The sequence below is a fragment of the Streptomyces sp. 2A115 genome (genome assembly GCF_052245575.1).
Classification (GTDB): Bacteria; Actinomycetota; Actinomycetes; order Streptomycetales; family Streptomycetaceae; genus Streptomyces.
The window spans coordinates 77,069-100,228 of record NZ_JBQQCG010000039.1 but is presented as its reverse complement, the minus strand read 5'-3'; the positions used below and the strand labels follow the sequence as shown (position 1 = coordinate 100,228).

At 69.0% G+C, this 23,160-nt stretch carries 18 protein-coding genes; 8 read left to right on the top strand and 10 right to left on the bottom strand.

The window, feature by feature from the left end; genetic code table 11:
- The first annotated feature begins 178 nt into the window (after positions 1-178).
- The gene (locus tag ACTWQR_RS29980; protein WP_443230322.1) at positions 179-1,840 is read left to right on the top strand and encodes a lysyl oxidase family protein; all 1,662 of its coding nucleotides are present in this window, start codon (positions 179-181) and stop codon (positions 1,838-1,840) included.
- A 104-nt stretch (positions 1,841-1,944) separates the two neighbouring features.
- Here the strand turns inward: ACTWQR_RS29980 and ACTWQR_RS29975 are convergent, their stop codons facing one another.
- The 3 genes from ACTWQR_RS29975 to rutA are packed head-to-tail and all read right to left on the bottom strand — an operon-like array spanning position 1,945 to position 5,305.
- Positions 1,945-2,583 (bottom strand): isochorismatase family protein, encoded by a 639-nt coding sequence (locus ACTWQR_RS29975; RefSeq protein WP_443230321.1) that lies wholly within the window; start codon positions 2,581-2,583, stop codon positions 1,945-1,947.
- A complete protein-coding gene (locus tag ACTWQR_RS29970; protein WP_443230320.1) occupies positions 2,580-4,169 on the bottom strand; it encodes an MFS transporter in 1,590 nt (529 codons plus the stop codon). Before ACTWQR_RS29970 ends, ACTWQR_RS29975 begins: the two co-directional genes overlap by 4 nt.
- Positions 4,170-4,222: 53 nt before the next feature.
- Positions 4,223-5,305, bottom strand: a complete 1,083-nt coding sequence (gene rutA, locus ACTWQR_RS29965) for a pyrimidine utilization protein A (protein WP_443230319.1) — start codon at positions 5,303-5,305, stop codon at positions 4,223-4,225.
- A 517-nt stretch (positions 5,306-5,822) separates the two neighbouring features.
- Here rutA and ACTWQR_RS29960 point away from each other — a divergent pair.
- The 3 genes from ACTWQR_RS29960 (at position 5,823) to ACTWQR_RS29950 (ending at position 9,483) form a co-directional block, all read left to right on the top strand.
- Complete coding sequence (locus ACTWQR_RS29960) at positions 5,823-8,834, top strand: SpoIIE family protein phosphatase (RefSeq protein WP_443230318.1); 3,012 nt, start codon at positions 5,823-5,825, stop codon at positions 8,832-8,834.
- A gap of 84 nt (positions 8,835-8,918) precedes the next feature.
- Positions 8,919-9,188: a type II toxin-antitoxin system Phd/YefM family antitoxin gene (locus tag ACTWQR_RS29955; RefSeq protein WP_443230332.1), complete on the top strand. Its 270-nt coding sequence runs from the start codon at positions 8,919-8,921 to the stop codon at positions 9,186-9,188.
- A gap of 4 nt (positions 9,189-9,192) precedes the next feature.
- On the top strand, positions 9,193-9,483 hold the full coding sequence (locus ACTWQR_RS29950; protein ID WP_443230317.1) for a type II toxin-antitoxin system RelE family toxin: 291 nt from the start codon (positions 9,193-9,195) through the stop codon (positions 9,481-9,483).
- A 198-nt stretch (positions 9,484-9,681) separates the two neighbouring features.
- On the opposite strand, the gene ACTWQR_RS29945 is transcribed toward ACTWQR_RS29950, so the two are convergent.
- Positions 9,682-10,080, bottom strand: a complete 399-nt coding sequence (locus tag ACTWQR_RS29945) for a nuclear transport factor 2 family protein (protein WP_443230316.1) — start codon at positions 10,078-10,080, stop codon at positions 9,682-9,684.
- A 102-nt stretch (positions 10,081-10,182) separates the two neighbouring features.
- On the opposite strand from ACTWQR_RS29945, the gene ACTWQR_RS29940 reads away from it, so the two are divergent.
- A complete protein-coding gene (locus ACTWQR_RS29940; RefSeq protein ID WP_443230315.1) occupies positions 10,183-10,551 on the top strand; it encodes a winged helix-turn-helix transcriptional regulator in 369 nt (122 codons plus the stop codon).
- 648 nt (positions 10,552-11,199) lie between these two features.
- On the opposite strand, the gene ACTWQR_RS29935 is transcribed toward ACTWQR_RS29940, so the two are convergent.
- Both ACTWQR_RS29935 and ACTWQR_RS29930 read right to left on the bottom strand, forming a co-directional pair.
- Positions 11,200-11,466 carry a hypothetical protein gene (locus ACTWQR_RS29935; RefSeq protein WP_443230314.1) on the bottom strand — a complete coding sequence of 89 codons (267 nt, stop codon included), beginning with the start codon at positions 11,464-11,466 and terminating at the stop codon, positions 11,200-11,202.
- Positions 11,394-11,882 carry a hypothetical protein gene (locus tag ACTWQR_RS29930; protein WP_443230313.1) on the bottom strand — a complete coding sequence of 163 codons (489 nt, stop codon included), beginning with the start codon at positions 11,880-11,882 and terminating at the stop codon, positions 11,394-11,396. The genes ACTWQR_RS29935 and ACTWQR_RS29930 overlap by 73 nt, the downstream gene beginning before the upstream one ends.
- A 259-nt stretch (positions 11,883-12,141) precedes the next feature.
- Between ACTWQR_RS29930 and ACTWQR_RS29925 the strand changes: the two genes are divergently transcribed.
- Positions 12,142-12,615 (top strand): carboxymuconolactone decarboxylase family protein, encoded by a 474-nt coding sequence (locus tag ACTWQR_RS29925; protein ID WP_443230312.1) that lies wholly within the window; start codon positions 12,142-12,144, stop codon positions 12,613-12,615.
- A gap of 124 nt (positions 12,616-12,739) precedes the next feature.
- On the opposite strand, the gene ACTWQR_RS29920 is transcribed toward ACTWQR_RS29925, so the two are convergent.
- Positions 12,740-14,314 carry a carbohydrate-binding protein gene (locus tag ACTWQR_RS29920; RefSeq protein WP_443230311.1) on the bottom strand — a complete coding sequence of 525 codons (1,575 nt, stop codon included), beginning with the start codon at positions 14,312-14,314 and terminating at the stop codon, positions 12,740-12,742.
- Positions 14,315-14,977: 663 nt separating this feature from the next.
- Here ACTWQR_RS29920 and ACTWQR_RS29915 point away from each other — a divergent pair.
- Positions 14,978-17,446 carry a SpoIIE family protein phosphatase gene (locus ACTWQR_RS29915; RefSeq protein ID WP_443230310.1) on the top strand — a complete coding sequence of 823 codons (2,469 nt, stop codon included), beginning with the start codon at positions 14,978-14,980 and terminating at the stop codon, positions 17,444-17,446.
- A 156-nt stretch (positions 17,447-17,602) separates the two neighbouring features.
- Complete coding sequence (locus ACTWQR_RS29910; RefSeq protein ID WP_443230309.1) at positions 17,603-19,273, top strand: PH domain-containing protein; 1,671 nt, start codon at positions 17,603-17,605, stop codon at positions 19,271-19,273.
- A gap of 13 nt (positions 19,274-19,286) precedes the next feature.
- Here the strand turns inward: ACTWQR_RS29910 and ACTWQR_RS29905 are convergent, their stop codons facing one another.
- The 3 genes from ACTWQR_RS29905 to ACTWQR_RS29895 all read right to left on the bottom strand — a co-directional run bounded on the left by ACTWQR_RS29905 (position 19,287) and on the right by ACTWQR_RS29895 (position 22,819).
- Positions 19,287-19,973: a DUF2637 domain-containing protein gene (locus tag ACTWQR_RS29905; protein ID WP_443230308.1), complete on the bottom strand. Its 687-nt coding sequence runs from the start codon at positions 19,971-19,973 to the stop codon at positions 19,287-19,289.
- Between the two features lie 506 nt (positions 19,974-20,479).
- A complete protein-coding gene (locus tag ACTWQR_RS29900) occupies positions 20,480-21,052 on the bottom strand; it encodes an AMIN-like domain-containing (lipo)protein (protein ID WP_443230307.1) in 573 nt (190 codons plus the stop codon).
- A 198-nt stretch (positions 21,053-21,250) separates the two neighbouring features.
- Positions 21,251-22,819 carry an alpha/beta hydrolase gene (locus tag ACTWQR_RS29895; RefSeq protein WP_443230331.1) on the bottom strand — a complete coding sequence of 523 codons (1,569 nt, stop codon included), beginning with the start codon at positions 22,817-22,819 and terminating at the stop codon, positions 21,251-21,253.
- Positions 22,820-23,160 lie beyond the last annotated feature (341 nt).

Genomic DNA, 23,160 nt, shown 5'->3' with positions numbered 1-23,160 from the left:
CCTGGCCGCACCATTAGTTGTTTTCTTCCTCAACAGGCAACCTGGGCACCACTTTCACCGGTCTCACAGGTTGCTCACAGACCGGCCCTCGGGCGCGGGGGTGCGTCCGAGTCAGCGGTCGGTCGTGGGCTGTCCAGTCCGATGCCACTTGACCATGGCACTCGCAGACGAGGAACCGATGACCAGTCAGTTACACCGCAGTCGCCTGAAGCGTTCGGCGTTCGCCGCAGGAGCCGCGCTCACCGTCGTCGTCGCAGGGGCCGGGGCCGCTCCCGGTGCCGGGGCGGCCCCGGCGGAGACGGCCGGGAAGCCGAAGCTCAAGCTGATAGCCGCGTCGAACTCCGTGACGCTCGACCGGTGGGAGGGGGAGTCCGGGGTCTATCTGGACCTGGGGACGTACGTCACGGTCGACAACGCGCCGCTGGAGTTCAAGGTGACGCGGAAGTCGTACAAGGACCCTGTCGTCGCCAAGCAGATCCTCCGCAACGGAACGAGCACGCAGACCAAGACACTGCCCGCCGGGCTGGTGAAGGACTTCTCCGGTCTGCCCGGGTTCCTCGATGTGTCGATCAAGAACGCGGCCGGGGAGGAGGTGTCGACGAGCAAGGGGACCTTCTGCCCCAACAACGCCTCCGGACGGCTCCGCCCGGACGCTCCGTCGACCTCGCACTATCCGGAGAGCTGCTCCACCAACCCGTTCACGCTGGGTTCGGTGTGGGGCGTCGAGAAGGGCTGGGCGTCCAACTCCAGCACCGTCGACTACGACCAGCCGGTGGACCTGCCGGCGGGCGAGTACACGGCCAAGGTGTCGGTGGCCAAGAAGTACCGCGACCTGTTCGGCATTCCCGACGACCAGCCGACCATCAAGGTGACGGTGCGGGACATGGACTGGGACGAAGAGGGAGCGGCCTCCTCGCGGTCCTCCGCCCAGCACGGCGGCGGGCACGACGCGCCCGCCGCCTCCCACTACGGTCCCCGTGGCGCCGACGAGCCCACGCCGCCCGCCCTGTCGCACGCGCTCGAAGACCGCGGCACGGCACACCACCTGGGTGACGGAAGCGGGCACACCGACGGCTCGCGCATCGCGCCCGCGCTGAAGCCGGCCGCCAAGCGGCCCACCGGCCGTGCCGGTGCCCCGGCGAACGTGCCCAAGCCCGACCTGCGTTCGCTGCCGGCCTGGGACATCGCCGTCACCGACGGCGAGGACGGGGACGTACCGGGCAAGGACTACCTCGCCTTCAGCGCGAACGTCTGGAACGCGGGCCCCGCGCCCCTCGTCGTGGACGGCTTCCGCAGCCCCGGCCAGGACCTGATGGACGCGTACCAGTACTTCTATGACGCGGACGGCAAGCAGGTCGGGTACGCGCCCACCGGCACCATGGAGTGGGACGCGCGCAGCGGCCACGAGCACTGGCACTTCACGGACTTCGCGAGCTACCGGCTGCTGAGCGAGGACCAGACCAAGGAGGTGCGCAGCGGCAAGGAGGCGTTCTGCCTGGCCAACACCGACGCCATCGACTACACGGTGAAGAACGCCAACTGGAAGCCGTACAACACCGATCTGTCGACCGCCTGCGGTGAGCAGAACTCGATCTCCGTCCGCGAGGTCCTCGATGTCGGCTCCGGCGACACGTACACCCAGTACCGTCCCGGCCAGTCCTTCGACATCACCGACCTGCCGAACGGCACGTACTACATCCAGGTGATCGCCAACCCGGAGAAGCGACTCCAGGAGACGAACACCGACAACAACGTCGCGCTGCGCAAGGTCGTCCTGAGCGGTGAGCCGGGCGCCCGCACCGTGAAGGTGCCGCCGCACGACCTGATCGACGCCCCGTAGGAGTCCGCGGTGCAGTGGCCCCTGGGACCCGCGCTCCGGCGCGGGCTCCAGGGGTTACGCGCACCCTCCCCGGACCAGTGCGAATGGCACGACCACCGCCGCTTTCAACGCCGTTCACCTGTCCGAGCGAGATATCCCTCGACGCGCCCGATCGGCCAGACCTCGCCGATCTTGTGCTTGATGTCGAAGAGGTTTGCCGCATGGATGGCCGGGTCCCGGTCGCCCACCGCTTCCTCGACGACGACGGGAATGAATCCGTGCTGCATGGCGTCCAGGGCGGTGGCGCGGACGCAGCCGCTCGTGGACAGGCCGCCGATGAGCAGGGTGTCGATTCTGTTCGTGGTGAGAAAGGCGGCCAGGGCGGTACCGAAGAAGGCGCTCGGATACTGCTTCGTCACCGTCAGTTCGTCAGCCGCCGGAGCCAGTCCGTCGATGAACTCACCGAAGGGGTTGCCCTCGGTGAACGCCCGCAGCGTGGGCACCTTGCGGAAGAAGACGCCGCCGTCGCTGCCGTCGGCCCGCAACCGCACCCGCGTGATGATCACCGGAATCCCGGCCCGGCGCGCGTCGGCCAGAAGGGATTTCATCGCCTCGACCGCCGACTCGACCCCGGCGTAGAGAGGGCAGTCCCGGTCGACGTAGGCGCGGGCGGGATCCACCAGGATCAGGGCCGGGGAGGTGCCGGGGGCGAGCTGCCCGCCGAATCCGGCACGTTCGTAATCTTCCTGCTGGGAACCGGTCATGGCAGGGCCCTTCGGCTTCGGCTGGCGGCGGGTTCATGGTCGTTGTGGTCGTGGTTGTGGGTGTCGCTGGGCGTGGACGGATCGGTGGCCGGAGCAGGGTCGGCGACCGCGTCCCGGGGCGGCGGTCGCAACGACGTGGGAAACGCCAGGCAGATCACCGTCCCCGCCACGGCGATGCCCGTGAGGACGAACCCCGTGACGCGGATGTTGGCGACGAACCGGTGCAGCTCGCCCGACGCGAGCACGTTGAGTGTGCCTTCGTACGCGGCCTGCTGGGCCGGAGCGCTCAGCCCGGCCGTCGTGACCGCCAGCGCGAGCGCCGTGCTGAGCAGATAGCCCACGTTCTGCAGGGTCGAGCGCAGGCCGTTGGCCATACCGCGCCGGCCTGCGGGCACGCCGAGCATCAGCGCGCTCGTACTGGGCGTCATGAACAGTCCGGTGCCGGCTCCGACGAGGAAGAGAAAGGGGGCTGTCGTCTGCGGCGGCGCGGGTGTCGCGGACAGCGTCAGGGAGAAGCCCAGCAGCCCACAGGCCGTCACCGCCATGCCGACGGAGGTCAGCGCACGCGGGGTGAAGCGACCGAACAGCGAACCGGCGGCCGCCGAGGTGATCAGCGTGCCGACCGCCACCGGCGTCACCAGCACCCCCGCCTCCAGGGGAGTGGCCCCGCCGACCGCCTGCTCGTGCAGCGACGCCAGCAGGACGACGGCGTAGCCGCTGACCGCGTTGGCCAGCACGGCCGCGAACACCAGGGAGATCGCGGGCGTACGCAGCAGCGCCACGTCGACCAGGGGGTGCGACCGCCGTGTCTGGACGAGGACGAACACCGCGAACAGCGCCGCGGCGGCGATGCCACAGACCCACGGCAGCCACCCGGCGGCCGTGGTCGTGGTCGTGCCCGTGGTTGTGGTCGTGGTTGTGGCGCCGGGTGTCATCGCGAGGACGAGGGCGGTCAGGATCGCGACCGACAGCGCTGCGCCCGGGAGGTCGAACGGTTCACGGACCCCGCCGGTCGGCCGGGTCGGCGGTACGACCAGCGCCGACGCGACGATCGCGATCAGCCCGATGGGCACGCAGACGACGAACAGGCCTTGCCGGCCCAGCAGTTCGGTCGCGGCGCCGCCGACCACCGGACCGGCGATCTGGGCCACCGCGGCCACCGTCACGTTCCAGCCGAGGGCTCGGCCGAGGGTCTTCGGGGGGAACGTGTCGGTCAACAGGGCGGTGTTGTTGGTGATCACGGCGGCGGCGCCGATCGCCTGCACGACCCGTGCCACGATCAGGAACTCCGCCGACGGGGACAGCGCCGCGAGGCCCGTCGCGGCGGTGAAGACGACGAGCCCGGCCAGATACAGCCTGCGGCGGCCGACGATGTCGGCGATCCGGCCGAAGACCAGGATCAGTGACGTGGTGACCAGCATGTAGCCGAGGAGGATCCAGTCGGCCTGCCCGGGGCTCGCCCCCAGTTCCCGGGTGATCGTGGGCAGCGCGACGGTGAGACCGCTCATGTTGAGGAACACGGCGACGACTCCCACCGCCGTGGCGGCGAACACCCGCCATGGGCCGCGGACGGAGAGCTCGCCCATCAGGGCCGCACGCCCACGGCCATCGACACCTGTGACACTGCTTGGCCCGGAACTCAGGCCGCGGCCGATCCGCCCGACCGGGACTTCATCAGCGGCTGGACGCGCGTACCGAAGTTCTCGATGCCTTCGAGAAAGTCGTCGAAGACCAGCATGATCCCTTTGGTGCCGGCCACCTCGGCCACCTCGTCGAGCATCTTCGCGACGGTCTCGTACGAGCCGACGAGCGTGCCCATATTGAAGTTCACGGCGCCCTCGGGCAGCGAGATGGTCCTGGCGGTCGAGGAGTCGTCGGAGGTCGTGTCCGTGGCCGTTTCCCCGGCCATGTACGCCAGCGCCGCGAGATCGGCGTTGTCGTGGTAGTCCTTCCACTTCGCCTGGGCGGCCTCGTCGGTCTCGTCCGCGATGACCATGAACAGGGAGAGCGCTCCGACATCACGGCCGGTCTTCCGCGCCTCGTCCACGAGCGTGGCCGTGCTGTCCGAGAGCGCGAGCGGGGTGTTGACGCCGCTGCCCAGGATGAAGTTGTACTCGGCGTGCTCGGCGGCGAATTTCATGCCCGTGTTGCTCTGGCCCGCGGCAACGATGTCTATGTGCCCGTTCGCCGGCCGGGGAGACAGCACGCAGTCGTCCATCTCGTAGAACTCGCCCTTGAAGTTGCTGACTCCCTCGCTCCACAGCTCCTTCATCACCGTGACGTACTCGACGGCACGGGCGTAGCGGTTGCCGAAGTGATCGTCCCCGGGCCACAGGCCCATCTGGGAGTACTCGCCGGGCGCCCAGCCGGTGACGATGTTGACGCCGAACCGGCCGGGGGCGATCGAGTCGACCGTCACGGCCATGCGCGCCACGATCGCCGGCGGCAGCGCGAGGATCGGCGTGGAGGCGTACAGCTTGATCCGGTCGGTCACGGCGGCCAGGCCCGCCATCAGCGTGAACGACTCGAGGTTGTGATCCCAGAACTCGGTCTCGCCGCCGAACCCCTTGAGTTTGATCATCGACAGAGCGAAGTCGAGCCCGTGCTCCTCGGCCTTCCGCACGATGGCCTTGTTCAGCTCGAAGCTCGGCATGTACTGCGGAGAGCTCTTCGATATGAGCCAGCCGTTGTTGCCGATGGGGATGAAGACGCCGATGTCCATGCCGCTCCTCAGCGGGTCGGGGGAGTCTCGCGGGGTGCCGACGAGAGCTGGGCGATCCGAGCCTGCCGGGCGATGACTTCGATGTCGAATGCATTCGTCTGAGTACGTCTGTGTTAGCCGTCGAATTTATTCACCGGCCGTTACCGCCTCCCGCCCGCCCTGTGAACGGAGGATTGCCCGTGGTGGTGGGGCATTACACGGGGACGGGCGCGTTGCACAGGGGCTGTGGTGCCATGCCGTACGACGTCGGTCGGCACGTTCAGGCCGCCCCGCAGGGCCCCTGACGCCTGGTCCGTCCCGGATTCCAGCGTTATCGTCGCCTGAGGCAAGCGCGCAGAAACCCCATGTAGGACAAGGGTGTGGAAACTCCATGAAAAACCGAAGTAACCCGGGGTAACAGGAGGTAACGCGGCATGGTTTCCGCGCCGTCGATGCCCGCGGGGCGCGGCCCGGAGCCGAGCGTGAGAATCCTGCGAATCATCGCTTCGAATGAGGCGGGAACGGTTAAATACGCCGTATGAACGCACGGCTGGCTTTGCTCAGCACGGTGGACCCTGGTGTCGCGGAAAGCGAGGTCTTCCGGCTGGCGCTCCAGCATGCGGTGGGAGAGCTGGGCGCCTTGGGGGGAACGATTCATCTCCGCGGCCCCATGTCCGCCCTGCGCCTGGTGTCGGCGACCGGTCTCCCACCCGTCCTGACGCGCTCCTGGGAGATCCTCGACCAGGAGGGTCCGCTGGCCCCGGCCCGCGCCCTGCACCAGGGCAGCGGCGTATGGGTGCCGCTGAAATCCGCCGGGCACGCCGACCCGGCCGGGCCTTCGGCGGATGCGGCGGAGCTGACGGAAACGCCGGAGACGAGGGCGACAGCGGACATCACCTGGCCCGGCACCACCTGGCCCGGCACCGGCCTCGCCGCCGTACCGGTGTTCAGCGGGGACCGCAGCATCGGTGCGCTCACCGTCCTGACGGGCGACCAGGGCGAGCCCACCCCCCGGCAGTGGGACTTCCTCCGGGCCCTCATCGCCTGGACCGAGGAGCGCATGGCCCAGGCACCGCCGCCGTACGGGCCCTCGCAGGCGGAGCTGAACGGTGACCGTGACCGGCTGCGGCAGGCTCTGAAGCAGGTCAGCGTCGGTTCGTGGGACTGGGACATCCGCAGCGGCGAGCTGCTCTGGGACGAGGCGGCCCTGGAGCTGTACGGCACCAGGCCGGAGGACTACACCGCCAAGGTCGAGAACTGGATGAGGATCGTCCACCCCGACGATCTGGCACCGACGCTGGCCGCGGTGCAGCGGGCGATACGCGAGCACGGCGTGTTCGAGGCCGAGTACCGGGTGCGGCGCCTGGACGGCACGTACGGCTGGACCCAGGCCCGCGGCCGGGCGACGTACGACGAAGAGGGCGAACCCCTCCGGCTGATCGGTGTGGGCTGGGAGAGCAACGAGTCCCGTTCCGCCCGGGACGCGCTCAGCCGGGCCCTGCGGCACATGAGCGACGGCTTCCTGGCGGTGGACGACGACTGGCGGATCACCTTCGCCAACCTGGAAGCGGAACGCACGCTGGGCTTCTCCGAGGAGGAGCTGTTCGGGCGTGTCCTGTGGGACCTGCCCTACGCGGGCCTGGTCCCCGGCCTGGAGTACCGCTGCCGGATCGCCGCTGCCGAGGAGAAGCCCGTCGGTTTCGACGTGCACATGCCGGACACCGGGCGCCGCTATCACCTGCGGCTGGTCCCGGGTCCCGACGGCCGCACCCTCTACTTCACCGACGTCACCGAGAAGCGGCGTCTGGAGGAGGAGCGCCACGCGGCCGAGCGTGCCGCGTCCGAGCGGGCGACACGGGTCGCGGAGCTGACCGCCGCGCTCGCCAAGGCGACGACCTCACAGGACGTGGTGGACGCGGTCGCCCGACGGGTGCTGCCGCCGTTCGCCGCCACCGGACTCGTGGTGCAGGTAGTCGAGGACGACCGTCTGCACACCGTCGGATCCATGGGTTACCCGAGCGACGTCCTGGACGTGCTCGACGACTGCCCGCGGACGCCGGGCGACCCTCTCTGGGACGCGATCGTGGCGGGCACACCTACGTTCCTGTCCTCCGTGGAGGAGTTCATCTCGCGCTACCCCGAGCGGGCCGAGCTGCCCGGCCGCGCCGGCAAGCAGGCGTGGGCGTTCCTGCCGCTGACCGCGTCCGGGCACACGTTCGGGGTCTGCGCGGTGACCTTCGACCGGCCGCGCCGCCTCACCGACGAGGAACGTACCCTGCTGACCACGATCAGCGCCCTGGTCGCACAGGCCCTGGAACGGGCCCGGCTCTACGACGCCGAGCACACCCGCTCCCGCGAACTCCAGCGCAGCCTGCTCCCCCGAGGCCTGCCCGACCTGCCCGAGTGCACGGCCGCCGCCCGCTACCTCCCTGCCGGACAGGGCATGGACGTGGGCGGCGACTGGTACGACATCATCCCGCTCTCCGGCGGCCAGGTCGCCCTCGTCGTCGGCGACGTCATGGGCCACGGCCTGCCCGAGGCGGCCACCATGGGCCGCCTGCGCACAGCCGTCCACACCCTGGCCGATCTCGAACTGCCCCCCGACGAGATCATGAGCCACCTCAACGACATCGTCGGCGGCATGGGCGAGGAGTCGTACGTCACCTGCCTGTACGCGCTCTACGACTCGACCACCCAGATCTGCTCCGTAGCGCGAGCCGGGCACCCGCCGCCGGCCCTGGTCCATCCCGACGGCACGGTTCACTTCCCGGAGCTCGCCGCGGACCCACCCCTGGGCGCGGCGGAACCGCCGTTCGAGACGGTCGAGCTGCACGTCCCCGAGGGAAGCCTGCTGGTGCTCTACACCGACGGCCTGGTCGAGTCGGCGAAGCGCGAGATCGACGAGGGCATGGCGGACCTGGCCCGGCTCCTGGGCACGGCCCACGAGGACGGCACGGCCGCGGACCTGGAACACCTCTGCGACACGCTCACCGCCGGCCTGCTCCCCGCCGAGCACCAGGCGGCCGACGACACGGCGTTCCTCGTCGCCCGCCTGCACGCCCTGACCGGCGACAGGATGGCCTCCTGGCCGCTCCCCGAGGACCCGAGAGCGGCGGGCCAGGCCCGCCGCCACGTCCGCGAGCAACTCTCCACCTGGGGCCTGGACGACCTGACACCCACCACGGAACTCCTGGCCAGCGAACTGGTGGGCAACGTCGTACGCCACGCCAAGGGCCCGGTCAGCCTGCGCCTTCTCCACGGCGCCGAACTGATCTGCGAGGTCTTCGACGGCAGCCTGACGATGCCCCGCATCCGCCGCGCCACCGAAACCGACGAGGGCGGCCGCGGCCTGCAACTGGTCACGGCTCTCTCGCAGCGCTGGGGCACGCGCTACACGGCGACCGGAAAATGCATCTGGACCGAGCAGGCACTGCTCGACCCGGACGGTCGGAAGGAGCGGTCGTCCGACGCCCTGGATCTGATGTTCCTGAACAGCGGGGAGTTCGACGGGGACTTGGACGGGCTTCCGTTTGGGGACGGGGACTTGTAGGGGCGGCGCGGGGCGGGACACTTGACGCTGCCGGACCGGGGCACCTTCATGTACATCTGCTACATTCATGACATGAGTGATCCGGTGGTCGAATCCATGGCCGATGTCCGCAGCCACCTCGCTGACGTCATCGATCGCGCTCGTCGGGAGGAAACCCCGACGATCATCACTCGGCGCGGCAAGCAGGAAGCCGTCGTGATCGACATCCAGGAGTACCAGCGCCTGCGTGAGATCGCTGAGAACGCCGAAGAGGCGTGGCTCAACCAACTGGCCGACGAAGCCGAGTCCGAGGGCCTGGAGGGGTCGGTCTCACTGGAAGAGATGGCCGCCTTGCTGCGCGCTCATCAGGGCTGACCCCGTGGGGTACGTCACGCGCTTCACGCCGCACGCCCAGCGGGGCATGCTCAAGATCCCGCGCCCGGACGCCCTGCGCATCCTGTACCGCCTCACGGAACTCCAGAAGGCCATGGATGTGGGGGACACCGCGGACACCACGTCGTTCGACATCAAAGCCCTTCAAGGGCACAGCACCCGCTGGCGGCTCAGGGTTGGCGATTACCGCGTCGTCTACACCGTTGAGGACGGTCAGTTGATCGTGTGGGTCCTGGCCGTCGGCAATCGCCGCGACATCTACCGCCAAGTTCCGTAGACCCCCGCAGCGCAGGTCGATGCCGACTGGCCGCCGGGAGCCGCGGGGGCGTGCGCCTGCCTGCTTGTCGCGATGCCCGTGTTCGGAGCCGCTGATGCTGGGCGGTGTGTCACCTGTCGGGCTTCGGCCTCCGCACAGCACCAGCCGCTCCGCTGCGTTGGGCGGCTGCTCCAACGGCTCCGTCGGGGCGGGTCCAGTTCAGCCGGCGCCCCAGAAGGCGTCCTCGGCCCGCTGGTCGGCGGAGAAGAGCCACACTTCCGCGATCTTGTCACCCTCGACCCTCAGCACGTCGACCCCGTCCATCGACATCTCATTGCCGGCGCGCTTGGCCGAGAAGTGGATGGGGATCGCGACCAGCGCGTCGTTGACCATGGGGTCCCCGGTCAGCTGGAGTTCGAAGGTTCCCTCGGTGGCGGTCATCTGGGTGGCCAGCATCTCGCCCACCGCGGCCCCGCCGCTGTGGGTACCGGAGACCGCGTTGTCGCCGGGCTGGTGCCACACGATGTCGTCCGCGAACAACCCCGCGACAGCGGCGAAGTCCTTGGCGGACACCGCGTCGAGGTAGCGGCGGGCGACGGCGAGCGTATTGGACCCCATGGTGATTCTCTCCTTCATCCTCATCGGATACTTGCTGCTGGAGCCCTATACTCACCATCGGTAACCAGTCACCTCAACGTAACCAATGGACCGGTGTGACGCATGCCACAGCACCCGGATTTCAACGTGATGACCGCGACCTGCCCCTCCCGCACGTCGCTGGCCCGCATCGCCAACAAGTGGACCGCCATGGTCGTCATCGCACTCAGCAGCGGCAGGATGCGCTTCCGCGACCTGCGCACCACCGTCGACGGCATCAGCGCCAAGGTCCTCACCGACACCCTGCGCGACCTCGAACGCGACGGCCTCATCACCCGCCACGTCTACGCCGAGGTGCCGCCCCGCGTCGAGTACGAGCTGACCCGACTGGGACGCACACTGCACATGCCCTTGGAGGCACTGGGCCGCTGGGCCGAGGAGAACATCGAGGACGTGCTCGCGGCGCGGGAGGAGTACGATGCCCGGCGCTGATCTCTCAAGAAGAGGGCCGGAAAGGGAGGTTGGTCGCCAGGTAGGCCGGCCCTCGGGTAGGCCGGTAGCCGTTGATGGCTGGCGGTCTCGGCTTGGGAGGCTGCGATCACTTGCGGCCGGGATGGGTTGGGCGCTGACTTGGGCGTACGGCCGGGCTGCGGCGTCGTCGGCGGCACCCGCGTTCGCGGTGATTCCCCGCCATCCCCCGCCATCCCTCGCCATTCCGCGCTCGAACTGGTGCGGTTGTGGTGCGGGGCTGACTGGCTACAACTAACGCTCGATCACTGGCAAGTCCGTTGTCAGTGCCCGCGGCTATGGTCTCAAACGCGCGGTCGGCTTCCGGGGGTTCCAGCTCTGTAGGGAATGGTTGCATCCCCGGCCTGTCTGGGGGCGGCCCAGAGACTCGTCCGGGACCTAACCGACGGTCGGGCTTTGTCGATGGCCAGCGGATGACCTGCCAGCGCCGGCCGCGCACCACTTGTCGCGCGGGCCGAGATCAGGCGCACGCTTTCCAACTGTGTGGTGGGGTGTTGGGGGGCGTGCAGGGGCGTTCACCCGGGTTCATGGGCGGCCAACAGGTTCTGGTCCCGTCCGAACGACCGTGAACGGTGCTGAACGAGACTGAAACTGAGACGGTGGCTCGCGGTCTTAGGCCGCCTCCCACTTGAAGCGGCCCTCTAGGCGGTCGGCGCTGAGGTAGGCGAATCCGGCGCCGTACGCGAAGTTCAGGAAGTACGGTCCGTCGTCCTCCATGCCACCGAGGCAGAAGAAAAAGCGCCATGGTGCCTCGACCCCGGCCCAGTCCGGATAGGCGGGCTTGCCTCCGAGGTAGTCATGGATGTCTACGGTGCCGTGCTCCTCCAGGTCGCGCTCGACTGTCTCCGGTACGGCTGTCGTGCCGATCCGGAACTGCACGGGCACTTGCTCCTCGTCGGGTCCGAACCGCCAGAGGTACGCCCCTTCGTTCCGGCCGGGCCGATGGTGGCGAACGCGGGTATGCGCCCGCCGGGCTGGACGAGCAGGACGGCTTCGCCGTCTTCGGGGTCCATCCCGCCGGTCTCGTAGTCGTTGTAGGACAGGAAGAGATACCCCATATGCCGTTCCTCGCCGGGGTCCTCGGGGACGGGGAACTGCCCGATGAAGTCCAGTGGCTCCCCGGTGCTGGGGTGCACTGGCCAGCAGGGCTCGCCCAGCCATACGGGATCACCGCCCAGTTTGGCGATGGGCTCGGTGATGGGCTCCTCAACAGCGTGGAACGCCATCTCCAACCGGGGGAGGTACCCGGCGTCGTATGGACCTTGGGCCTCCTCGACAGGGCGTGGCAGCGGCATGCTCGGACTGTAGCCGTCGGATGCGACAAACCAGGCTGCCGGTCGGATCCGCGACATCTAGGCCGAGGAGGCCATCAGCTTGGGGAGCTCAGGTGATTGAGGATCCGTTGCTGTGTTCGCGTCCCCCACGTGCAGCCCGGAAGAGGCGACCGTCGTCGGTCGTGTGACAGCAAGTGGCACTCTTCCTCATGTCACATCCTGCCGGGGCTGTTCCGTCAGAGAGGTATGGCCACCAACAACGGCAAGGAGTGAGTGCACCATGGAAGCTCGCCTGAACATGTTCACCAACCCGGTCGCGACCAAGTTCGCGAAGCACATCGTCTCGGCGAACAAGGTGCTCGCGGAGTCGACGCTGCCGGTCGCGACGCAGGAACTGGTGAAGCTCCGCGCCAGTCAGATCAACGGCTGCGGTTTCTGCACCGACATGCACAGCAAGGACGCCGCGCACGCCGGGGAGACCGCGCAGCGACTCCACCTGGTCGCGGCCTGGCGTGAGGCCACGGTGTTCACCGAGGCCGAGCGTGCCGCGCTGGAGCTGGCGGAGCAGGGCACGCGCATCGCCGACGCGGCGGGCGGTGTCACGGACGAGGCCTGGGCGGATGCGGCCAAGCACTACGACGAGGAGCAGCTCGCGGCCCTGGTGTGCACCATCGCCCTCATCAACGCCTTCAACCGCGGGAACGTCATCGTCCAGCAGCCCGCCGGCGACTACCAGCCCGGTCAGTTCGCATGACCAGCTCCCATGACCAGCTCCCATAACTAGGAGCGCCGGCGCATCCGGACGAACCGGATGCGCCGGCCGCGGCCATCGCCGCCCACGGCCACCGCCGCTGGCGACGAGTTCGGTTACGGGTCGGTTACGGCGTTGCCAGATTGCCGCCGAAGGTCACCGCGAGGCGGCCGTCCGTGGCGTAGGACCAGTTCAGGGCGCCGGAGTACGAGGAGCACCGGGACCCGTTCGAACCGGACCAGAACTGGTTGGAGCTGTCGGTGTTGCCGACGATCTTGTCGTTCGTGCCGCTGCCGCTGCGGCACGAGGTGTTGTCGCGGAACACCGAGGTGCCGCCGTCGAACGAGTAGTTGCGCTCGTTGTTGTCGATGCTGACGTTGCCCGAGACCGACATCGAGCCGAGGTTCCTGTTGTAGGTGAACCCGTGCTTGCCGTTGTCGTAGGCGATGTTGCGCCGGATGACGTGGTTGACCCCGATGTCCTCGCCACCGAGCTTGTAGCCGTTGCGGTCACCGTTGCCGGCCTGTGAGCCGTCGCTGAGGGTGCCGTTCTCGTAGGCGAGGGAGTCCTCGATGGTCACCGCGCCGATGGGTCCCGTATCGGTCTTGGTGTAGAGGTCCCAGCCGTCGTCGATGTTGTTGTGGGCCACGGCGTAGCGGAAGACGTTCCCGGGACCGGAGGTGAGCTTCGCGGCGAAGCCGTCGGCGTCCTCTCCGTCGGAGTCTGCGTTGTCGTGCGACTCAGCGCTCAGGATGAGGTTGTTGGACGGCCACTGACTGCTGGGGGTGCTGGAGAGCATCCGCGAGAGCTGCAGCCCGGTGTCACGGTTGAAGCGCGTCACCGTGCGCTCGAAGACGTTGTTGCTGCCGCCGACGAAGATGCCGTTGTCCCCGGCACGCTCGACGACCAGGCCCTTGACGTGCCAGTACGTCCCGTTCACGGCGAGTCCGCGGTTCGCCGGGTCCTCGCTCTGGGCCGAGAAGTTCAGTACGGGGGTCTCGCCCGGGTAGGCGGTCAGTTCGGTGCGGTCGCCGGAGGTGCCGTTGTTGCCCGCCGGGATGGTGACCGTCTGCGAGTAGCGGTAGGTTCCGCCGCGCATGTAGATGGTCCCGCCGGGAGTGATGCGGCTGATCGCCGAGGTGAGCGTCGTCGGGGCCGTCTCCGTTCCGGCCGCGCTGTCGGTGCCGCTCGGTGACACGTACAGCGCGGGGCCCGTCGGCGCCGGGGTGTCGCCGCCCGTCTCGACGTCGAGGTAGTCGATGTTGGGCAGGCCCGCGGCGGTGGTGGGGCTGAGCCGGATGGTGTTGCTGCCGGAGTTCACCGGGACCGTGAGCGTCTTCGTCGTCCACGTCCCCCATGTGCCGGTGCCCTCGAACGACACCGTGGTGGCCGTCGAGCCGTTCACGGTGAGGCTCGCGGACCGTGCGGTGGTGGTTCCGTTGGCGAAGCGGACCTCCAGTGTCGCCGTGCCCGATGCGGGTGCGGTCACGGTGAACTGTGCGTGGGCGCCGGTCGCGTTGGTGCCGTTGCAGAATCCGCTGCCGGAGTAACCGGCCCAGTCGGAGTCGATGGTGCCGGTACAGACCGCCGGGGAGCTCTCGGCCTCATAACGGGTGGACGCGGCCTGTGCCGTGGTGCCGGACAGCGCGACGAGCGCGCCGGCCAGCAGGCCGACGCACGCGATGACTGGTCTCAGTTGCATCGTTCGTCTCCAGGTTGGCTCGTCTGACCATGGGTTCGGTGGAGTGGAAGGGGCGGTCGGGCGGTCGGGGAACCGCGCGGCGCGGTGGGCGCCGCGTCCGACCGCTCCTGCTGCCCGTTCCTCCCGGCGGTGAAAGCGCGGGAGTGCTCGGGCCGGAGAGACGCATGGGGCCGACCCCTTCTCTGTGACGGTTCCGGGTGCGACGATGCGGCCGGTTCGAGAGCATGAACTGGCCGGAGGGCCGAGCTGCCGCATCCGATGGGGAAAGCGCTTTCTTCGGACGCTAAGGGCTTGCTATGGACGCGTCAATAGACATGTACTTGATCATTATTCACACACATGAACCCATGGCGTGGGTAAATCCTGCCGGTCACCCGCCGTACGGAGGCCGCGGGGTTGGTGCTCACTGGTGCTCGCTGGTTCTCGTCGGCGCTCGGCTTCGTATTCGGCTTCGTATTCGGCTTCGTGCTCGGCGCGGGATAACACCGACTGCGGAATAATGGGAAAATGGCATAGATAGCGGGACGTGATCTATGGCAACCATGTGGTGTGCGTCCAAGCGTCGAGCGACGCGTGGCGTCGAGGCGACGGGTGTCCTGAGCGCTCCTCAGCGGTGACGACCTCAACACTGTGGAGAGCTCAACGAGAGCGAGATGAGCGGCCATGGAGCGGCGTATCGTCGACGTCCGGGGAGCGAGTTCCGTCCGGGACGTCGTCGGCGAGGAGCTGACCGCGCGCGCCACCGTAGACGAACACGGCACCGTGACCGGGTGGAGCGACGGTGCCGAACGCCTGCTCGGGTACTCGTCGGCGCAGACCCTGGGTCGGCCGGCGGCGTCCCTGCTCGCCGAGGGACCCACGGTGCGGGACCTCCCACCCCTCACCCGGCTGCCGAGGTGGCACGGCACGCTCGCCCTCCGGCACCGGGACGGCCACCGCCTCGAGATCCGGGTGCTGGCACACCACAGGAAGCCGGAGCACGGAAGCGCCCACTGGCTGCTGGTCTCCGCCGTGGCCGGGCAGGAGCCCAAGCCGGCCGACGAGACCCTGGTGAGCTGCGGCTTCACCCAGTCTCCGTGCTGCGCGCTCGCGCTGTACGACACGAGGCTCCGGCTGCGACGGGCCAACGAGGACATGGAGCGGTCCGTGGCCCTCAGCGAGGCCGACATGCGCGGGCTGCGGGTGACCGAGATCGTGGACAACGAGGCGGGTGTGCGGGCGGAACAGAGCATGCTGCGGGTGCTGGAGACCGGTGAGCCGCAGTACGACGAGAACTACCTGCGCGCCCCGGGTGAGCCCCGCGAGCACGCCTGGTCGGTCTTCATGGCGCCGCTGCGGGACCCGGAGGGCCGTATCCAGGGAGTGACTCTCTCCGCGCACGACATGACGGAGCAGCACTGGGCCCGCAAGCGCCTCCAGCTGATCGCCGAGGCCAGCAAACGCATCGGCAGCACCCTCGACGTGACGCGGACGGGGCAGGAACTGGCGGACGTGGCGGTCCCCGAACTCGCCGACTTCATCAGCGTGGACCTGCTGGCCTCCCTCGACGACCCGCGCGAGTGGCCCTCGGCGGCGTCGGCCGCGAGCAACCCTCTCGCCCTGCGGCGCATCGCCCACCAGTCCGTGTACCCGGGGATCCCCGAGGCGGTCGTCGCTCCGGGCGAGGTGGGCGAGTATCCGGAGGGATCCCCGCCGGTGGAGTGTCTGCGGTCGGGACGCGCCGTGCTGCACCGGATGACCGACCCCGGGATCGCCGACTGGGTCGCCCGTGACCCGCTCCGGTCCTCCCGGGTCCGCGCTTTCGGCTTCCACTCGGTGATGACCGTGCCCTTGTCGGCACGCGGAATCACCCTCGGCGTCGCCGTCTTCGTCCGTCACCAGCACCCCGACCCGTTCCAGCAGGACGACCTCGTGCTGGCCGAGGAACTGGCGGCCCGGGCGGCGGTCTGCATCGACAACGCCCGCCGCTACACACGCGAACGCGGCACGGCGGTCACCCTGCAGCGCAGCCTGCTCCCGCAGCGAATGCCCGAGCAGGCCGCGGTGGAGGTCGCCTCCCGCTACCTGCCGGCCGGCGCTCAGGCCGGGGTCGGCGGCGACTGGTTCGACGTGATCCCGCTGTCCGGAGCCAGGGTGGCGCTGGTCGTCGGCGATGTCGTGGGCCACGGCCTCCACGCCTCGGCGACCATGGGACGGCTGCGTACCGCCGTACGTACCCTCGCCGACATCGATCTGCCCCCCGACGAACTGCTCACCCACCTCGACGACATGGTGGCCCGCCTGGCCACTGAGGGGGACGACCCGGAGTGGACGACGGGCAGCAACGAGGACATCGCGGGAGACGTCGGAGCGACGTGTCTGTACGCCGTGTACGACCCTGTCTCCCGCCGTTGCACGCTCGCCCGTGCCGGGCATCCGCTACCGGCCGTGGTGAGCCCGGACGGCATGGTGGAGCTGCTCGACCTTCCGGCGGGACCCCCGCTGGGCCTGGGCGGGCTGCCCTTCGAGGCGATGGAGACCGAACTGCCGGAAGGCAGTCTGCTCGCCCTCTACACCAACGGCCTGGTCGAAGCCCGTGACAACGACATCGACGACGGCATCTCCCGGCTGCGCCAGGCCCTCACCAGTCCCGCGGCCTCCCTGGACGTGCTGTGCGACACGGTTCTCGGAGCCGTGCTCCCCCAGCGGCCCACCGACGACGTGGCCCTGCTCATCGCCCGCACCCGGGCGCTCAACGCCGACCGGGTCGCCGCCTGGGAAGTGGCGCCCAATCCCGCCGCCGTCGCCGAGACCCGCAAGAACGCCATCGGCCAGCTGGAGGCCTGGGGTCTGACCGATGCGGCCTTCGTCACCGAACTGATCGTCAGCGAACTGGTCACCAACGCCATCCGGCACGCCGAACCGCCCATCCAGCTGCGCCTCATCCACGACAGAAGCCTCATCTGCGAGGTCTCGGACGCCAGCAGCACGGCACCTCACATGCGCCGCGCCCGCACCTACGACGAGGGCGGCCGCGGACTCCTCCTCGTCGCTCACCTGACCCAACGCTGGGGCACCCGCCCCACCGCCAAGGGCAAGACGATCTGGGCGGAACAGAACATCGACGCTGTCCGGCCGTTCTCTGTGCCCTAGTTCACGGCTATGTCTTCCAGGTCTTCAGGTCTTCCAGGTCTTCTAGTTCGCTTCTAGTTCGGGTTTCACCTCGTATGCGGTCGGCAGCGTTGACGACCAGAAAGCTGCCGCACACTGCACAAGTACTCGCGGCGCGGACGAGGCAGAGTTCCGCGCATGACCGATGTCCGGGAAGTGACCTGCCGTCCCCTCGGTGAACGCACCCTGTGGTTCTTCGTCGGACTCGGGGCGGCCGGGGCGACCCTGGCCGCGGTGCGCACGGCGTACTGGGGCCCGGACGTGGGGCTGGGCGTCGGCCTGCTTCTCGCGCTGGTGGGCATCGCGTCGCTCCACAAGGTCACCGCCCGGGTGAGCGCCGACGCCTACGGCCTGCACTCCCGGACGCTGCTGCGCCGCCGGAGCGTGCCGTGGCACGACGTCGCCGACCTGCGCGTACGTCTGAGGTACGCGAACACCTCCCGGGCGCAGGACGCCCGTCGCGTCATCCTGGTGCTGCGCGACGGACGCAAGCGGCTCCTGCCCCTGCCGCACAGCTGGTCCCCCGACGACCCGGACTTCGACGCGAAGCTGGACGGCTTCCGCGCGCTGCACCGCCGCTACGGATCACCGGAGTCGAGCCACCTCCCCGTCGTCTCGTACCGCACCGCCGGGCGGGGCTGGGCCGGGTCGCTGGTTCTGTGCGCGCTGCTGCTCGCGTGTGCGGGCTCGGCCGCGTGGTTCGTGCCGAACGCGGCGTCGGACGAGCGGGCGTGGAAGTCGGCAACTCCGTGCGGCGCCGAGAGCGGGGGAGAAGCCGAGACTGAGGGAGAAGCCCAGACTGCAGGAGAAGCCGAGACTGAGGGAGAAGCCCAGACTGCAGGAGAAGCCCAGACTGCAGGAGAAGCCGAGACTGCAGGAGAGTGCCTGACGACCCGGTCGGCCGTGATCGCACGGACCGAGGCCAATCGGCCCAAGAAGCCCAGCTGGCTGTACTTCGCCGACCGTCGGCCGCTGGAGCGACTCGCGGTCTCGCGAGAGGACGCCGCGGCCTTCCGGCCCGGCGACAGCGTCGAACTGACCGTCTGGCGCGGCCAGGTGAGGGAGGTCGTCGGGAAGCACCACGTGTGGCGCGAGCAGATGTCCGCCCCCGGGGATCTGGCCGGCATCGCGGCCGCGTCCACCCTCGCCGCGGGCTACCCCGGCGCGCGGGCGCTACTGCGCCTGCGCGGGCGCCGACTGCCCGACGACGAGGTTCTCCCGTCGGCCCTTCCGTTCGCGGGCGCGCTCGTCGCTACGGCGCTGTGGCTGCTGCCGCTCTGCTACCTCCACCCCACGACCGTGCTCGACTCTCCGGTGGCGATCACATGGGCGGCCGCGGGCTCGACGGCCACGCTGGTCCTCTTCACCTTGGCCTGGCGTGCCACCCGGATCCGTACGCCCACCGGGTCCGGAGTGACCGAAATATCCACAGAGAGGGAAGAGGAGGGGGAGGGGGAAGAGGTGTTCCTGGCCGCGCGCTTCCTGGAGCACACCGACTACAACCCGTACGGCTTCGGCACCCACATCGTCCTCGGGGGCGGTCCGCCCGCGGTGACACCGCACCCCGGCCCGGGCCGATTCGCGGCGAAACCGATCCCGGTGGAGCGGCTCACCGTCAAGGACTTGCGGCGCGCGCGGGGCAGCGACGGCGACACCGTTCCCGGAAGCTGGCACATAGCCGAACTCGACGATGCGGGGAAGCCGGTCCGCCTCGCGGCCGCCCCGGCCGACCTGACCCGCGTCATCCGCGGGCTGGCCCAGGCGAAGACCCCCGCGGACACGGAGAACACAGCGGACACCGAGCCATGACCGTCTCGACTGCCTACGGCCTTGTTTGCTTGGGCCCGTTCGAGGTGTCAGCGGCATGTCGAGGGCCGGGCTGAGACGAGAACTGGCCGACGAGTTCCCGGAAACAGACCAGGGCGGTAATCGGTGGAATTCCGACGATTACCATCGAGAGAAGAGAGTGCGGTGAATTGCTGATACATAGGGCTACCGCCACTCCGGAGGAGATCAGCATTACAGCCCAGGACCGCCGGGCGGTTCGATGCTGAACGGCAGCTCGCAGAATTGATAAACTCGCCACGAACCAGGGCCCGTACACCGTCAGTGGCCACCACTGTGCCAACTTTGCCGACACTGCCAGCAGTGCGATGGTGCGCAGTTGGCCGTAGGAATAAGAGATGGACCAGCCCAGCATCGTCACTGCGCAGATGGTGATTATTGCGATCAGGATCGCAACAGTGATGATTTTCGGGTTTCCGGCAAGGGTGTTAACGCCTGGCCGGGGTCGCCGTCGACTGACCGGGCGGCGCGGGCGGCTGTCGCTGTCCAGCAGGGGAGGAGCGGGATCCACGCTGTGCGTCGTATTCAGCATCCGGGCCAGCTCTTCATTCGGATCCCATCCATCCGGCGAGATCGCCGGATCGGGGACGTCCCAGAAGTGCTGCACCTCAAGTGGCTGAGTGCTTTCAGGGTGTTGGTTTACCGCGTCATAGTCGGTTCGCATCCTGAATCCTGTCCATCCTTAACTCGTTCGCACTCCGGCTTGGGATGGTTCGTCCAGTCCCTCTGTCGCCGCCCGAAGGTATTCACTCTCCATCCGGCTGATGGTTTTGAGGAATCCTTCAAGCAGGTCCGAGCAGTGTTGGAGAGTGTCTCTCCCGCTGGCCAAATCGAGCCAGACGCTGCTGCTTTCCGTAGCGATCTGATCAGCTGGAGATGAGATCCGCTGTTCCGCTTCTCCGGAACCTCCCTGGTGTGAGAGGAGTGGATGAGCCCCGCCCGCATTCCTTTTCTTCCAAGTCACGACCACCTAACGAGCGTCACGCGGTGCGAGGTATCCGGCATTTGGGGGAGCGTGAGTCAGTAGAGATTATCTTGAGTATCGGATGACGGTACATGCGTGATGAAATTCCGAAGATGTACCGCGGTTCCCTGGTGGACGGGATGGTCCCCGACGCTGTCGTTCGCCCGCGTGAAGGCACCGCGGGCGAACGGCGAGCGGGCCCGAGGTCAGCGGCTCGTCCAGCTGTGGGCGACGTCGACCACCAGGCGGTCGGGCAGTTGGGTGACCCGGAACGGCAGCCGGGCGCGGACGCCGAGGCCGATCTGCGTCTCGCCCTCGAAGCTGCCGGCGAACCGGGTGTCCCTGAAGGTGTTGTATCCGCCGATGTCCACGCCGGGCAGGGGGCGGGCCACCCGTCCCGGGTACGTGGGGGCGCCGCTCTCCGGCGCGTAGCTCGGCGCGGCGACACGGACTTCGAGTACGGCTCCGCCGCCGACCGGGATGTGGTTGCCGGAGCCTGCCTGGTGGAGCCGGTCGACGTACCTGACGTAGTAGCCGATGGCGCCGCCGCCGGGGACGGCGAAGACCAGGCGGTCGAAGCAGGTGTGCCGGCCGGTCCTGATGTTCTCCAGCGGTACGGCGCCGGCGGCGACGGCGCCCTTGGTGCCGCTGCCCCAGCCCGTCGGGCAGACCGTGACACGCGAGGCGGTCTCCGGGGCGGCGGCCGCGGTGGTCGACCCCGCTCCCAGTACGGCGCCCGCGAGGGCGAGCGCCGCCAATGCCGCTCCTGTTCGTCTCATGATGTCCCTATTTGGAGAGTAAAGCCGATATGAGGTGAGACGGTCGGGTATGGCGGAAGGTTGCATGCCGGTGCGGGGAGAGAGCTGGTACGTCCTGGTCGTCGGGTGCGCCGAAGAAGCGGAAGACGGCGAGGCGCCGGGCCGTGAAGGGCCCGGCGCCTCGGATGGTGGGCGGGATGGTGGGTGGTGTGGGGTGGGTCAGCGCAGGGCGGGGCCGATGCGGTCGACACGCTCGTTGACGCCGTTGCGGAGTTCGCCGAGCGTCGTGCCGGGCGGGGCCACCCTGGGCGTGGCGGAAGGCGGCTGGGTCTCGTCCGTGCAGGTCGTGCCGGAGGCCGGGACCTTCCCGTCCACCAGATAGCCCGTGACCGCGTCCGTCGCGCAGGCGCTCCTGCCGAAGGCGGTGTGCCCCTCGGCCCTGAACGTGAGCAGCGAGGCGTTGTCGAGCTGCCGGGACAGGGCCACCGCGTCCTGGTAGGGGGTGTCCGGGTCGCCGGTGGTGCCGAGGACGAGGATCGGCGCGGAGCCCTTGGCGCGGTAGGAGCCGTCGTAGCGGCTGACGCGCTCGCCGGGCCACTGGGTGCAGGCGGTGGCGTGCTGGTGGTCGTAGGTCGGCGGTCCGTACGCCATGGCCGGGCCGAGCAGTGGTGCCGCCTTGGCATTGGCGGTGACGTTCCGCTTCAGCCGGCCGAGGTCACGCGGGTAGGCCCGGTCGACGCACTCGACCACGACGTTCGGGACCAGGAAGTCGAAGCTGCCCGGGGACGGCGGCCGGAGCAGGAAGGAGGTGTTGTCGCGCTGCTGGGCCTTGCGCAGTGCCTCGCCGAGCGAGGGCCAGATGACCTTGCCCTCGTTGATGTTGAACATCAGACGGTAGACGAGGGTGTAGCCGTTCGCCTGCCCTCCGTTCGCGGTCGGTACCGGGTTGGCGTCCAGGTCGCCCTTGAGCTTCTCGAACGCCGCCCGGGGGTCGCCGTCGCCGAACCCGCAGGTGGCCTGGTCGGCGGCGCACCAGTCGAGGAAGCGGCTCATCGCGCCGTCAAGGGCCAGGTACTGGGGCCGGTCGTAGGCGTACGGCTGATTGGCGTAGTGCACCGGGTCGTACGCGCCGTCGAGGGCCAGGGCCCGCACCCGCTTCGGGAACAGAGCGGCGTAGACGGTGCCGATGTAGCTGCCGAACGACCGCCCGTAGTACGTGAGTTGGTCCTCGCCCAGCGCCTGGCGCAGCAGGTCGATGTCACGGGCGACGTACTCCGTGCCCACGTACGGCAGCAGCTCGGCCGAGTTGTCCACGCACGCCTGGTTGAACGCGGCGGCCTCGGTCAGGGCCGGGCCGAAGGCGCCGGGGGCGGGGACGCCCTTGGCCTGGGTGACGGCCTGGGTGTACCGCTGGTCGTCCCAGCACTGGAGCGCCGAACTGCGCGCGACGCCGCGTACGTCGTATCCGAAGACGTCGAACGAGTCGCGGAGGGCGGCCGGCAGGCTCGCGTGGTTGTTCCGGACGAAGTCCACTCCGGAGTTGCCGGGCCCGCCGGGCTGCATGAAGAGGGTGCCCTTGCGCTTCGCCGGGTCCGCGGCCTTCTTGCGGGTCACCGCGAGGGTGATGGTGCGGCCCTGCGGTTCGCGGTAGTCCAGCGGCACGTCGGCGCTCGCGCACTCGAAGCCGCCCTGGCAGTCGGACCAGGCCAGGGAAGGCACCGGCGGCGCCTCCCGCGAGGCCGTCGGGGGCGCCGGCGTTGTGGGGGCCGAGGTCGTCTGAGCGGCCATCGCCTGGGCTCCCGTCCCGGCGATGATGAGGGCGGCCGTGGCGGCGCCGACGATCCTCAGGCGCGGGAAGCCCTTCCGCGCCCTGGTACCGGACCGGCGTACGAGCCGGCGTCCGAACGGACGCGTCAAACGGCTGCCCCGGCCGGGCGAGACGTGATCTTGCGTGGTCACCGCGTGGTTCTCCTCGGGCTGATGTGTTGTCAAGGACCCACCGATGAAGGTGAGTTGGGCTAGTACGAAGAATGTCTAGCTCAACCGGAGGGGAAATTGTGACAGGAGTGACCGTGTGTTCGTCCTTCTATGAGATCTCTTCACTGCCCGGCGGCAGTTACCGGGTTCGT